This is a genomic window from Serratia sp. BNK-33-b (assembly GCF_048684565.1).
Lineage (GTDB): Bacteria > Pseudomonadota > Gammaproteobacteria > Enterobacterales > Enterobacteriaceae > Serratia > Serratia marcescens.
On the sequence record NZ_JBLQTZ010000001.1, the window covers coordinates 4,771,018 to 4,784,006 of the forward strand.

Annotated in this window: 12 protein-coding genes; 5 read left to right on the top strand and 7 right to left on the bottom strand. The window is 61.0% G+C overall.

Features of this window, described 5'->3' with window-relative positions; all coding sequences use genetic code 11:
• The first annotated feature begins 77 nt into the window (after window positions 1–77).
• Window positions 78–1,157: a glycerophosphodiester phosphodiesterase gene (glpQ, locus tag ACMGGK_RS23080; RefSeq protein WP_015376272.1), complete on the top strand. Its 1,080-nt coding sequence runs from the start codon at window positions 78–80 to the stop codon at window positions 1,155–1,157.
• A 43-nt stretch (window positions 1,158–1,200) separates the two neighbouring features.
• On the opposite strand, the gene yigL is transcribed toward glpQ, so the two are convergent.
• Together yigL and pldB are read right to left on the bottom strand one after the other, a co-directional pair.
• Complete coding sequence (gene yigL, locus ACMGGK_RS23085) at window positions 1,201–1,998, bottom strand: sugar/pyridoxal phosphate phosphatase YigL (RefSeq protein WP_004934290.1); 798 nt, start codon at window positions 1,996–1,998, stop codon at window positions 1,201–1,203.
• A 4-nt stretch (window positions 1,999–2,002) separates the two neighbouring features.
• A complete protein-coding gene (gene pldB / locus ACMGGK_RS23090) occupies window positions 2,003–3,046 on the bottom strand; it encodes a lysophospholipase L2 (protein WP_016929485.1) in 1,044 nt (347 codons plus the stop codon).
• Window positions 3,047–3,194: 148 nt separating this feature from the next.
• Here pldB and rhtB point away from each other — a divergent pair, with 148 nt between their 5' ends.
• Window positions 3,195–3,815 (top strand): homoserine/homoserine lactone efflux protein, encoded by a 621-nt coding sequence (rhtB, locus tag ACMGGK_RS23095; RefSeq protein ID WP_004934282.1) that lies wholly within the window; start codon window positions 3,195–3,197, stop codon window positions 3,813–3,815.
• Between the two features lie 47 nt (window positions 3,816–3,862).
• On the opposite strand, the gene rhtC is transcribed toward rhtB, so the two are convergent.
• Genes rhtC through pldA form a run of 3 tightly spaced genes read right to left on the bottom strand, consistent with a single transcriptional unit; the run spans window position 3,863 to window position 7,250 of the window.
• Window positions 3,863–4,483, bottom strand: a complete 621-nt coding sequence (rhtC, locus tag ACMGGK_RS23100; protein ID WP_016929486.1) for a threonine export protein RhtC — start codon at window positions 4,481–4,483, stop codon at window positions 3,863–3,865.
• 12 nt (window positions 4,484–4,495) lie between these two features.
• Window positions 4,496–6,328, bottom strand: coding sequence for an ATP-dependent DNA helicase RecQ (gene recQ, locus ACMGGK_RS23105; protein WP_028127631.1), 1,833 nt, complete (start codon window positions 6,326–6,328; stop codon window positions 4,496–4,498).
• Between the two features lie 43 nt (window positions 6,329–6,371).
• On the bottom strand, window positions 6,372–7,250 hold the full coding sequence (pldA, locus tag ACMGGK_RS23110) for a phospholipase A (RefSeq protein ID WP_016929488.1): 879 nt from the start codon (window positions 7,248–7,250) through the stop codon (window positions 6,372–6,374).
• A gap of 203 nt (window positions 7,251–7,453) precedes the next feature.
• Between pldA and ACMGGK_RS23115 the strand changes: the two genes are divergently transcribed.
• Both ACMGGK_RS23115 and rarD read left to right on the top strand, forming a co-directional pair.
• On the top strand, window positions 7,454–7,924 hold the full coding sequence (locus ACMGGK_RS23115) for a thioesterase family protein (RefSeq protein ID WP_016929489.1): 471 nt from the start codon (window positions 7,454–7,456) through the stop codon (window positions 7,922–7,924).
• Window positions 7,925–7,990: 66 nt separating this feature from the next.
• Window positions 7,991–8,878: an EamA family transporter RarD gene (rarD, locus tag ACMGGK_RS23120; RefSeq protein ID WP_016929490.1), complete on the top strand. Its 888-nt coding sequence runs from the start codon at window positions 7,991–7,993 to the stop codon at window positions 8,876–8,878.
• A 16-nt stretch (window positions 8,879–8,894) separates the two neighbouring features.
• On the opposite strand, the gene corA is transcribed toward rarD, so the two are convergent.
• The gene (gene corA / locus ACMGGK_RS23125) at window positions 8,895–9,845 is read right to left on the bottom strand and encodes a magnesium/cobalt transporter CorA (RefSeq protein ID WP_004934262.1); all 951 of its coding nucleotides are present in this window, start codon (window positions 9,843–9,845) and stop codon (window positions 8,895–8,897) included.
• Between the two features lie 444 nt (window positions 9,846–10,289).
• On the opposite strand from corA, the gene ACMGGK_RS23130 reads away from it, so the two are divergent.
• Entirely contained in the window at window positions 10,290–10,763 is a 474-nt protein-coding gene (locus ACMGGK_RS23130) for a WbuC family cupin fold metalloprotein (protein ID WP_016929492.1), read from the top strand.
• 47 nt (window positions 10,764–10,810) lie between these two features.
• On the opposite strand, the gene uvrD is transcribed toward ACMGGK_RS23130, so the two are convergent.
• A complete protein-coding gene (gene uvrD, locus ACMGGK_RS23135; RefSeq protein ID WP_025304874.1) occupies window positions 10,811–12,973 on the bottom strand; it encodes a DNA helicase II in 2,163 nt (720 codons plus the stop codon).
• Window positions 12,974–12,989 lie beyond the last annotated feature (16 nt).

Here is a 12,989-nt window from a genome sequence, read left to right on the forward strand (position 1 = left end):
ACACGACTTTTGCATGATTTAAAGGCCGCCCTGCGGCCTTTTTACTACCCTGCCCCCAACAACATGGAGAAAACGGAATGCGGACTCAAGTCAAAGCCCTGCTGACAGGGATCATTCTCGCCACCTCAATGGTCAGCGCCGCGCAGGCGGCGGACAAAGTGGTGATCGCCCACCGCGGCGCCAGCGGCTACCTGCCGGAACACACTCTGCCGGCGAAGGCGATGGCCTACGCGCAAGGCGCCGATTACCTCGAACAAGATCTGGTGATGACCAAAGACAACGAGCTGGTGGTGCTGCACGACCATTACCTCGATCGCGTCACCGACGTCGCCGAACGCTTCCCGGACCGCGCGCGCAAAGACGGCCGTTATTACGCCATCGACTTTACGCTAGCGGAGATCAAATCGCTGAAGTTCACCGAAGGCTTTGAAATCGAAAACGGCAAGAAAGTGCAGGGCTACCCTGGCCGCTTCCCGATGGGCAAATCCGACTTCCGCGTGCACACCTTCCAGGAAGAGATCGAGTTCGTGCAGGGTCTGAACCATTCGACCGGCAAGAACATCGGCATCTACCCTGAAATCAAGGCGCCGTGGTTCCACAAACAGGAAGGCAAAGACATCTCCAGCAAAGTGCTGGCGGTGCTCAAGCAGTACGGCTACACCGGCAAGAACGACAACGTCTACCTGCAGTGCTTCGACGCCAACGAGCTCAAACGCATCAAGAACGAGCTGGAACCGAAGCTGGGCATGGATCTGAAGCTGGTGCAGCTGATCGCCTATAACGACTGGCAGGAAACCTACGAGCAGAAAGCCGACGGCAAGTGGGTGGAATACGACTACGACTGGATGTTCAAACCGGGCGCGATGAAGAAAATCGCTCAGTATGCCGACGGCATCGGGCCGGACTACCACATGCTGGTGGTGGCGGATCAATCCAAGCCGGGCCACATCGTGCTGACCGACATGGTGAAAGAAGCGCACGCCAGCAAGCTGGCGGTGCATCCGTTCACCATCCGCGCCGATGCGCTGCCGAAGTATGTGACCGACGTAAACCAGCTGTATGACGTGATTTACAACCAGGCCGGCGTCGACGGCGTGTTCACCGACTTCCCGGACAAGGGCGTGCAGTTCCTGCAGAAGCAGGGCCAGCACAAGTAATACCAAGGGCGCCGCAAGGCGCCCTTATTATTTAAAGGTTATTTCAGAGGAACATCTTGCGCAGGTAGTGCGGCACCGCGTTATCGACGTTGGAACCGATCACTTCCAGCTCCGGCAGCATGTCCTTCAGGCGCTGATGCGCGTCGCGCATGATGCAGCCCTTGCCGGCCATCGACAACATCTCCAGATCGTTCATGCCGTCGCCGAAGGCGATGCACTCTTGCAGCGTATAGCCGATGATCTTGGCCACTTCTTCCAGCGCATGCCCTTTCGACACGCCGCCCGCCATTACTTCCAGGCAGGTCGGGAACGAGAAGCTGACGTTGACCCGATCGCCCCAGCGCGCGTTGATGGCGTCTTCCACCTGCAGCAACCGCTCGTGATCTTCACAGGTGAAGTAAACCTTGCAGACGCCGTCGGTTTCCAGCAGGCCCGGCTCAAACAGCTGATATTTGAACACCGACTCCTGGAAGAATTCTTCCTGCTCCGGGCTTTCGCGGTTGGTAAACCAATCGTCGTTACGGTAGACGTTGGTGGTGATATCCGGATCGTCGTGCAGCATGCCGTACAGATCGCGGGCGATATCTCCGTCCAGGTTGTGGCTGAAAATCAGTTCGCCGGCGGTGTTGTGCACCCGTGCGCCGTTGGAAGTGATCATAAAGGCGCTGATCTCCAGGCTGTCGCGGATCTGCGCCACGTCGATATGGTGGCGGCCGGTAGCGAACACGAAATGCACGCCGCGCTGAGTCAGCAACTTCAGCGTTTCTTTAGCGTACGGCGACAGGGTATGGTCGGGAGACAGCAGCGTGCCATCTAAATCGGAAGCGACGACGTGATACATAGCGTTATGTTCTAACCTCTGATGGAGTTGTCGGCGGCAGCGCGCCGCCTAAGTGTTGAGCAAAGAAGCGCAGAATTGCGTTCAGTGCTTCGGCGCGCAGCGCGTCCCGCTCGAACAGGATCTCATGGCGTGCGCCGTTGATAACCCACGGGAGCCCCCCTTCGCAAGGGCGCCCCGCGTCTGACAGAGCCTGACAAAAAGCCTGGTGCGAACGGTTGTCGACTACCCGTTCTTCACCGGCCTGCAAAAGCAACAGCGGCGTGGTGATCTCCCCGGCCTGCGCGATAATCTGCCGGCCGGCGCGGATGCTCTCCCGCACCCAATGGTAGGTCGGCCCGCCCACCTGCAGCTCGGGGTAATCGGCATAATAGCGCAGGCTGCGCCGGTAACGCTCGCGGCTATGGGTCAACACGTTGACCACATAGGGCAACGGACGCCACTGGCCGGTGCCCACCGCGTAATAATCGCGGATCGCCGGGCGGATCTCCGCCCAGTCGAGAATGCGATCGGCCAGCCAACCCGGCATCGGCAACCGGATGCCGAACATCGGCGCGCAAAACGCCGCCGCGTCGAACGCCTGCGGCCGGCGCTGCAGGAACTGCGCCAGGATCGCGCCGCCCATCGAATGCGCCAGCGCGAAGCGCTGCCGATAACCGCGCGATTCGACCTCGCGCAGCCACAGCTGCTCGAAATCGTCCACGTAGTCGGCGAAGTTTACCACATGACCGCGGTGCGTATCCGCCAGTAAACGCCCGGAACGCCCCTGGCCGCGATGATCGACGATCACCACGTCGTAGCCGCAGTGGAACAGATCGTAGGCCACCTCGGGGTATTTCACATAGCTTTCGATGCGGCCGGGGCTGACCACCACCACGCGCTGATGCCGCGCGGAACTGAAGCGCACAAAGCGGATCGGCACGCCGTCCACGCCGCTGAATTCGCCTTCTTCGCGCTGCCGCCAGAAATCCAGCAGCGGCCCGGTGGCGAAGGCAGCGAACTGCGTTTCACGCGTTAACCAGTCATCGGAGCTGAGAGTGAACGAGGTCATCGAGAGCGTTTTCCCTGTGGGGCCGGCGGAAAAATGTGACCGCTGGCACAAGAAATCATACTAGCGTATTGTGATTCAATTCTTACAAAAACGGCGCCGCCTCGGCGCATTGTGGCACAAAACGACACTTTCAGGGAGCCGAAGCACCATGACCTTGGACTGGTGGTTAACCTATCTGCTGACCACGCTTATCCTGAGCCTCTCCCCCGGTTCAGGCGCCATCAATACCATGAGCACCGGCATCAGCCACGGCTATCGCGGCGCCGCCGCGTCGATCGCCGGGCTGCAGGTCGGGTTGAGCGCGCACATCGTGCTGGTGGGCATCGGCCTCGGCGCGCTGATATCGCAATCGCTGCTGGCGTTCGAGCTGCTGAAATGGCTGGGCGCCGCCTACCTGGTGTGGCTCGGCATCCAGCAATGGCGCGCCGCCGGGGCGCTGGATCTGCATGCGCTGGCGGGCAGCATGCCGCGCCGCCGTCTGTTCCGCCGCGCGGTGCTGGTCAACCTGACCAACCCGAAAAGCATCGTGTTCCTCGCCGCACTGTTCCCGCAGTTCATCTTGCCCAATCAGCCCCAGGCTGAGCAGTATCTGGTGCTCGGCGTCACCACCGTGGTGGTGGATATTCTGGTGATGATCGGTTACGCCACCCTGGCGACGCGCATCGCCGGCTGGCTGAGAACGCCGCGCCAGATGCAGCTGCTCAACCGACTGTTCGGTTCGCTGTTCATTCTGGTGGCGGGGCTGCTGGCGACCGCCCGCAAAGCCTGACAAAAAAGGCCGGGCATCGCTGCTCGGCCTTGGGCATTTCACTGCGGTTAGCGGGTAAATATCAGATGTAACCCGAAGCCGGTAAACAGCACGCCCGCCACACCGTCTATCCACTTGGCCAACCGCTGATAGCCGCGGCGCATCGCCGGCAGCGCAAACACCACCGCCACCAGGCTGAACCAGACGAAGGTCTCGGCGACAATCAGCAAGAACAGCCCCCAGCGCGCTCCGGCGCCGACGCTGTCGCCGACGAACAGCGAGAACACGCTGCCGAAATAGATCACCGCTTTCGGGTTGGACAAATTGGTCAGGAAGCCGCGAATAAAGCTGCGCCCGGCCTTCGGCAACGCCACCTGGGCCTCCGCCGCCGGCTGCGCTTGCTGCGCCCGCGCGGAACGCAGCAGTTGCCACCCCATCCAGCACAGGTAAATGCCGCCGCCAACCATGATGATCTGATGCAACCAGGCCATCTTCTGCAGGATCAGATGCAGCCCCATCAACGCCACGCCGGCCCATACCACGATGCCGAGCGAAATGCCGACCACGCCCATCATCGCCTCGCGGCGCGAGCGGCTGGCGGCGGTTTGCGACACGAAAAAGAAGTCCGGCCCCGGGCTCATCAGCGCAATCAGATGCACCAGCGCCACGGTGAGAAACAGCATCAGCATGATATATCGCCCTCAGTCTTCGTCATTGTCGAGATGGTCGCGGATCATCGCCATAAAGGGCGCGCCGAAACGCTCCAGTTTGCGCTGGCCGACGCCGTTGACGCTCAGCAGATCGCCGGCCTTGATCGGCATCTGTTCGGCCATTTCCAGCAGCGTGGCGTCGTTGAACACCACGTAAGGCGGAATGTTTTCTTCGTCGGCGATCGATTTGCGCAGTTTGCGCAGCTTGGCGAACAGCTTGCGATCGTAATTGCCGCCGTAGGATTTCTGGTTGGCGCTGCTGCGCGACTTCAGGCTCTGAATACGCGGCACCGCCAGCTGCAGCGCCACCTCGCCGCGCAACACCGGACGCGCCGCCTCGGTCAATTGCAGCGCTGAGTGCATGGCGATGTTCTGGGTGATAAAGCCCAGGTGGATCAGCTGACGCAGCACGCTGGTCCAGTGTTCGGTGGTCTGATCGCGGCCGATGCCGTACACCGGCAGCTTGTCGTGACCGTATTCGCGGATACGCTGGTTGTTGGAGCCGCGCAGCACTTCCACGATGTACCCGAGGCCAAAGCGCTGACCGACGCGATACACGCATGACAGCGCCTTGCGCGCGTCCTCCAGCCCGTCGTAGCGCTTGGGCGGATCGAGGCAGATATCGCAGTTGCCGCAGTTCTCGTGCTTGCCTTCGCCAAAGTAGTTGAGCAGCACTAGGCGGCGGCAGGTTTGCGCCTCGGCGAACGCCCCCATGGCATTCAGCTTGTGGCGCTCGATGTCCAGCTGTTGCCCGGCGGGTTTCTCCTCCAGACAGCGGCGCAGCCAGGCCATGTCGGCCGGATCGTACAGCAGGATGGCTTCGGCCGGCAGGCCGTCGCGCCCGGCGCGGCCGGTCTCCTGATAATAGGATTCGATATTGCGCGGGATGTCGAAATGCACCACGAAGCGCACGTTGGGTTTGTTGATGCCCATGCCGAAGGCGACGGTGGCCACCACCACCTGCAGATCGTCACGCTGGAACGCTTCCTGCACCTGGGCGCGGCGCTCGTTGTCCAGCCCGGCGTGGTAGGCGCCGACGCTCAGCCCACGGCTTTGCAGGCGCGCGGCGGTGTCTTCCACCTTGGCGCGGCTGTTGCAATAGATAATGCCGCTCTTGCCGCGCTGATCCTGCACGAAGCGCCACAGCTGATCGAGCGGTTTGAATTTTTCCACCAGCGTGTAGCGGATGTTCGGCCGGTCGAAGCTGCTGACCTGCACCAGCGGATCCTGCAGCGACAGCAGGCGCACGATATCGCCGCGCGTGGCTTCGTCGGCGGTGGCGGTCAACGCGATCACCGGCATCGCCGGGAAGCGCTGTTTCAGCTGGCCCAGCGCGCGATATTCCGGCCGGAAGTCATGGCCCCACTGCGAGATGCAGTGCGCCTCATCCACCGCCAGCATCGCCGGCGGGCAGTGATCGAGCAGGTTGAGGAAGCTTTCCATCATCAGCCGTTCCGGCGCAATGTACAGCATCTTGATGGTGCCGTTGCGGCAGCCGGCCATGACGTCCAACTGCTCCTCGCGGGTTTGCGTCGAGTTGTAGCAGGCGGCGGAAACGCCGTAGGCCAACAGTTGGTCGACCTGGTCCTTCATCAGCGAGATAAGCGGGGAAACCACCAGGGTCAGGCCGTCCATCACCAGCGCCGGGATTTGGTAGCACAACGACTTGCCGCCGCCGGTCGGCATCACCACCAGGCAATCCTGCCCGCCGATCGCGGCATTGATAATCGTTTGTTGGCCCGGACGGAATTGCTGGTAGCCGAAGGTATCGCGCAATACCTGCTCGGCCAGCAACTCTCTGTTAATCACTGCTGCGGTTGACACACACTTCCCCATTTTTTCATCGGTACACACCCACCGGGTATGATTACATAATATCGTTCAGCATGACACCAACGCCCACCCGTGTCTGCCGGAAGTTGTAGTCGATCAGCGATTCGCCGTAGCCGCTGAACACCTGGGTATAGAATCGCACGTTGCGGGTGATCGGGTAGCTCCAGCCCAATTCCGCGCCGCCGTAGCCGCTGTTCCAGTTGTAGTGGCTGTCGACGCTGAACACGCTGTCGCCCCAGGCGTAACCGACCTTCAACCGGTAGTATCCCATGTATTTGGTGATGTCCGGGTTGTCGTCGTTGCTCGAGCTCTCCGAGAAACGGAACCAGGGCTTGAGATCCACCTGCCAATTGCCGTTTTGCGCCATCAGCCGCGCATAACCGCGATTCCAGCTGCGCGACGTCGGGTCCGAGCGGCCGTTAGACTGATGGTTAACGCCGATTTCAACATCGCGCAGCGTCCAACCGGCAAAGCGGTAATCGGTCGCCCACCCCACGAACAGTTGCGGCTCGTAGTTGGTCTCGCGGAACGGCGAAGACTCGCCGCGGTTGGACAATTGCCACCAGGAGCGCTGAGTATAAGACGCGCCGAGCACCGAATTGTCGCCGGCAATGCCCCGCCACAGCGGAAACGCCAAGCTAAGCTGGTATTTCACCTCGTCCTTGCGCGCCTTGTCGGCCCAGTTGTACGTCTTGATGGCTTCTTTGTTGATATCGCTGGTGTCGGTGTACAACAGGTAATTGGGATCGTAAGGATACAGCGTGAACGGATTATCGTGCTCCTGCAGCAGGTTGGCGATAATGCTGCCGCGCACCGCCGGCCTATCGTGAATCTGCTGCTCTTTGGCTTCCTCAGCCAATGCCAGCGCCGGCATCAGCAGCGTGGCGGAAACGATCCCTGACAAAATGCGCATAACCTCTCCTCACTCCAACGAAAAAGGGCAAGCCCGGAAAAAATCAGGCCATTTTACACACAAAGGAGGCTTTACCGCAGCGCAGTCCGGTTTTATTGGAATAGTCTGGAAAGCAACAAAGGTTAAGCATAAAATCAACATTCCATTAACCTGGACTGACCAGTTAGCTCCCTTAAAACGCAAAAGAAAAACGGAACCCCGCTATGTCGACCACACCACTGACCCTGGAAGCCGCCCGCCGCAAGATCGGCGAAATTTTTGTCTACCACATGCCGTTCAACCGCGAGCTTGGCCTGGAGCTGCGCCGCTTCGACGATGACTACGTCGAACTGAGCTTCACCAACCAGCGCAAGCTGGTGGGCAACGCCGCACAGGAAATTCTGCACGGCGGCGTGATCGCCGCGGTGCTGGACGTCGCCGCCGGGCTGGCTTGCGCCGGCGGCGTGCTGACGCGCCTGGAACCGCTGATCGAAGAAGAGATCGCCGCCAAACTGTCGCGCATGGGCACCATCGATCTGCGCGTCGACTATCTGCGCCCCGGCCGCGGCGAACACTTCGTCGCCTCCGCCAGCGTGCTGCGCAGCGGCAACAAGGTCGCCGTCGCGCGCGTAGAACTGCATAACCACGACGGCCTGCATATCGCGACCGCCACCGCCACCTATCTGGTCGGCTGATGATTGTGTGCGGTGAGCGACTTCAGTACACTCACCGCATCTTACGTTCCCCACCAGAGTGACGTCATGGACGCAAAGCAAACGCGTCAGGGCATTTTCTTCGCCCTGGCCGCCTATTTTATGTGGGGCATCGCCCCGGCCTATTTCAAACTGATCCAGCAAGTGTCCGCGGACGAGATCCTCACCCACCGGATCATCTGGTCGTTTTTCTTCATGCTGGCGCTGATCTCGCTGGGCCGCAACTGGCCGAAAGTGCGCGCCGCCTGCCAAAACCGCAAACGGCTGCTGTTGCTGGCGGTCACCGCGCTGTTGATCGGCGGCAACTGGCTGCTGTTCATCTGGGCGGTGAACAATCACCATATGCTGGAAGCCAGCCTGGGCTACTTCATCAACCCGCTGGTTAACGTGCTGCTGGGGATGCTGTTTCTCGGCGAACGTTTCCGCCGCATGCAGTGGGTGGCGGTGGCGCTGGCGTTCACCGGGGTGCTGGTGCAGCTCTGGCAGTTCGGTTCGTTGCCGATCATCGGTCTGGGGTTGGCGTTCAGCTTCGCCTTCTACGGCCTGCTGCGCAAAAAAATCGCCATCGACGCGCAGACCGGCATGCTGATTGAAACGCTGTGGCTGCTGCCGGTGGCGGCGGGCTACCTGTTCCTGTTCGCCGACAGCCCCACCAGCCACCTGAGCGCCAACCCGTGGTCGCTGAATCTGCTGCTGGTCGCCGCCGGCATCGTCACCACCGTGCCGCTGCTGTGCTTCACCGCGGCGGCTACCCGGCTGCGCCTGTCGACGCTCGGTTTCTTCCAGTATCTCGGCCCGACGCTGATGTTCCTGCTGGCGGTCACCTTCTACGGCGAGACCATCGGCCAGGACAAGCTGGTGACCTTCGGCTTTATCTGGGCGGCGCTGATCCTGTTCACCCTCGACGCGCTCTATACCCAGCGCAAGCTGCGCTGAGCCCGGCGCCGCCGGGTTACAGCCAGTTCTTGCGCTTGAAGTACAGGTAAGGGGCCAGGCCCGCCAGGATCATCAAGGTGATGGCGCCCGGGTAGCCGAACGACCATTTCAGTTCCGGCATGAATTCAAAGTTCATGCCGTAGCTGGAGGCCACCAGCGTAGGCGGCAGGAACACCACCGACACCACCGAGAAGATCTTGATGATGCGGTTCTGTTCGATATTGATGAAACCCATCGCCGCCTGCATCAGGAAGTTCACCTTCTGGAACAGCGATTCGTTGTGCGGCAGCAGGGATTCGATGTCGCGCAGCACTTCACGCGCCTGCTCCAGTTGGCCGGTCGGCAAACGCGCCTTGCGCACCAGGAAGTTGAGCGCGCGCTGGGTATCCATCAGACACAAACGCACCTTCCAGCCGATATCTTCCAGCTCCGCCAGCGTCGACAGCGCGGCGTCGTATTCGTCGCCCTGATGCCCTTCCATGATCACCCGGCTGAGCTGTTCCAGATCGCTGTAGATGTTCTCTATCTCGTCCGCCAGCTGTTCAATCTTGGTTTCGAACAAATCCAGCAGCAGTTCGTAGGCGTTGCCTTCGAGCATGGTCTGGTTGCGGGCGCGCATGCGGTACAGGCGAAACGCCGGTAGTTCACGCTCACGCAGGGTATACAGGCGGCCGTCGCGGATGGTGAAGGCCACCGTGGAGTTGCCGGCGTGATCTTCCGCATCTTCGAAGTAGAAGAAGGAGTGGATATGCAGACCGTCTTCGTCTTCGAAGAAACGGGCGGAGGCTTCGATGTCGTCCAGTTCGGGACGCGTCGCCAGGCTTTGTCCCAGCTCATTCTGCACGCGCTCACGCTCGCCCTCTTCCGGCTCGACCAGATCAACCCACAGCGATGACGTGAGATCATCCGAGTCGTCCAGTTCCAGACGGGACAAGCGGCGGTTATCTAATTTAAAAGCGCTCAGCATGTGCCAAAACTCCGTGAAGGTAACGGGTGCGGACAACGCGTTGAAGCACAGAAACAGAGGGGATGCGTATCACCGATTGTTTCAGACCATGAAGAGATCTGACTCATAGCGACGCTTTGCGGGGTCGCCGACAACCACGAAGGCTATCAGCAAAAACGGAGAGCCTTAGAAGTTATACCTGCGGCGCAGGTCAGTGAGCCAGTATCTACTGGGTGTGTCCAAGGCGTCTGTCCTCAATGATAATAGTGCGCGCATGTTACGCCGAGAAGAAAAAGCCTGTCAACACGTTAGGCGGGATAATTGCGCAACAAATCATCACGATGATCAATGGCAGAAATGGCGCTTAAACCGTACTGAAAAAGTCGCGGCGATCGCTTACCGCCACCAAGAATGTTGCTAAGATGACATCACCCTAATGGTACGACAAGCATGCGGATTTAAACGATGAAACAGATTACCGCCCATGAACTGACCGCGATGAGCGAACAGGCCGCCAGCGTGCCCCGCCTGCGCGCGCACCGCACCTTACACGAAGAGCTGAGCGACCCGGTGCAACGCCTGGCGATCGCCATGGAACCCGGCACCTATATCCGCCCGCACCGCCACCCGCAAACCTGGGAGCTGCTGACGCCGCTGCGCGGCCGTTTTGTCGTGCTGCAGTTCAACGATGACGGCGTCGTGACGCAGCGCACCCTGCTCGGCGAAGAAACCAAAGTGCTGGAGATGCCGGCATTTACCTGGCATGCGGTGCTGTCGGTCGATGCCGGCGGCGTGGTGTTCGAAGTGAAGCGGGGTCCGTATCAGGCGCTGACCGAAGAAGACTGCATGCCGTGGGCGCCGCAGGAAGGCGGCGAAGGCACCGAAGCGGTGATGCGCTGGTATGCCACCGCGCAGGTCGGCGATCGCTACCCTCACTGATGATGAACGATTGCAGGGGCTGAAACTCCTGCAAATCGCCCCTCTCTTTATACCGTTTCCAGCCGAGCGTAGGCCGCCACCAGCCACTTGATGCCTTCGCCCGGGAAGGCGATCTGCAGCCGGCTGTGCTCGCCGCTGCCTTCCAGATTGACGATGGTGCCTTCGCCAAACTTGGGATGGCGCACGCGCTGACCCAGCTTGTATCCGGTGTCGTTCTCGCTGATCGGCGTGCCCATGCGGCGGTGATTGACCGGCCGCGATACGCTGGCGCGCAGGCGCACTTCTTCCACGCACTCCTCCGGCAGTTCGCCGATAAAGCGCGACGGCCGATGGTAAACCTCTTTGCCGTACAGACGGCGCGTTTCGGCGTAGGTCAGCGTCAGCTTCTGCATGGCGCGCGTTACGCCCACATAGGCCAGACGGCGCTCCTCCTCCAGACGGCCGCCTTCATCCAGCGACATCTGGCTCGGGAACATGCCTTCTTCCATGCCGACGATAAACACCAGCGGGAACTCCAGCCCTTTGGCCGAGTGCAGGGTCATCAGCTGCACCGCATCCTGATAGGCGTCGGCCTGGCCTTCGCCCGCTTCCAGCGCCGCATGCGACAGGAACGCCTGCAGCGGCATCAGATCCTGATCTTCTTCCTGATAGCTGAACTGGCGCGTCGCCGTCACCAGTTCCTCAAGGTTTTCGATACGCGCCTGCCCCTTTTCGCCCTTTTCCTGCTCATACATGATGAACAACCCGGAATCGCGGATCACCCGGTCGGTCTGCACGTGCAGCGGCATATCGGCGGTTTCATGAGCCAGCGACTCCACCAGCTCGATGAAGCGCTGCAGCGCCGACGCGGCGCGGCCGGCCAGAACCTTGTCCTGCATCAGTTCGCGCGTCGCCTGCCACAACGTCAGTTGGCGATCGCGCGCCGCCTGGCGCACCACGTCGAGGGTGCGGTCGCCGATGCCGCGCGTCGGAGTGTTGACCACGCGCTCGAAGGCCGCGTCGTCGTTGCGGTTGGAGATCAGGCGCAGGTAAGCCAGCGCATCCTTGATTTCCTGACGTTCGAAGAAGCGTTGGCCGCCGTAGATGCGGTACGGCATCGCCGTCTGCAGCAGCGCCTCTTCCAGCACGCGCGACTGGGCGTTGCTGCGGTACAAGATGGCGCAGTCGTTCAGCGCGCCGCCGTTGTCTTGCCAGGTCTTGATGCGGTTGACCACGAAGCGCGCTTCGTCGAGTTCGTTGAAGGCGCAGTAGAGGGAAATCGGCTCGCCTTCGCCGCCTTCGGTCCACAGGTTTTTGCCCATGCGCCCGTCGTTGTTGGCGATCAGGGTGTTGGCCGCTTTCAGGATGTTGCTGGTGGAACGGTAGTTCTGCTCCAGGCGGATGGTTTCCGCGCCGGGGAAATCCTTCAGGAAGCGCTGGATGTTTTCCACCTGCGCGCCGCGCCAGCCGTAGATCGACTGGTCATCGTCGCCGACGATCATCACGTTGCTGTTGCCGCCCGCCAGCAGACGGATCCAGGCGTACTGGATGCTGTTGGTATCCTGGAATTCGTCCACCAGCACGTTGGTGAAACGCTCGCGGTAGTGGTTGAGGATATGCGGCTTGTTCAGCCACAGCTCGTGCGCGCGCAGCAGCAGCTCGGCGAAATCCACCAGCCCCGCGCGATCGCAGGCTTCCTGATAGGCCTGGTAGATGCGCAGCCAGGTGGCCTCCACCGGGTTGTTGTAGGTTTCGACGTGCTGCGGGCGCAGGCCCTCATCTTTCTTGCCGTTGATGTACCACATCGCCTGACGCGGCGGCCACTGCTTCTCGTCGACGTTCAGCGCCTTGATGATGCGCTTGAGCAGCCGCAGCTGGTCGTCGCTGTCGAGGATCTGGAAATCCTGCGGCAGGTTGGCTTCCAGATGATGAGCGCGCAGCAGGCGGTGCGCCAGACCGTGGAAAGTGCCGATCCACATGCCGCCCTGGCTGGTGCCGATCAGATGTTCGATACGGTGGCGCATTTCCGCCGCCGCCTTGTTGGTGAAGGTCACCGCCATGATCGAATACGGTGAGCAGTTCTCCACCGACAGCAGCCAGGCGATGCGATGCACCAGCACCCGCGTCTTGCCGCTGCCCGCTCCGGCCAGAACCAACAGGTTGCTGCGCGGCGCCGCCACGGCTTCACGTTGTTTTTCATTCAGGCTGTCGAGCAGATCGGAGACGTCCATAGGCACCACTAATGGT